This window comes from Shewanella electrica (assembly GCF_022321485.1).
GTDB classification, from domain to species: Bacteria; Pseudomonadota; Gammaproteobacteria; order Enterobacterales; family Shewanellaceae; genus Shewanella; species Shewanella electrica.
Window position 1 is genome coordinate 1 of record NZ_JAKOGG010000214.1, and the last position, 277, is coordinate 277.

Below are 277 nucleotides of genomic sequence, written 5' to 3' on the forward strand. Positions count from 1 at the left end.
GAACTCGTTGTATACCAGGTAAATCGCATCCAATTCCCCGGCCAGATAGTAATCGATAATGCTCCGGGAAATTTCCTGGGCGTACTTGAGATCAACGCGGCTCATGATGTTGACGTATTCATGCCGGACGGGCCAGGGACGGTGTCGAAACCAGTCCGCTCCCTTTCGACCCACCAGCGTCAGGCTGATGGTTTCATTGATGTTTTCTTCCCGGATGTAGCGGGTAGCCGCCTTGATGATGTTTGAGCTGAAAGCACCACACAGTCCTCGATCGGAT

At 52.7% G+C, this 277-nt stretch carries 1 protein-coding gene; it reads right to left on the bottom strand.

The window, feature by feature from the left end:
• The coding region (locus tag L9G74_RS20415) for a F0F1 ATP synthase subunit gamma (RefSeq protein ID WP_238898594.1) at positions 1-277 on the bottom strand (277 nt) is incomplete at both ends.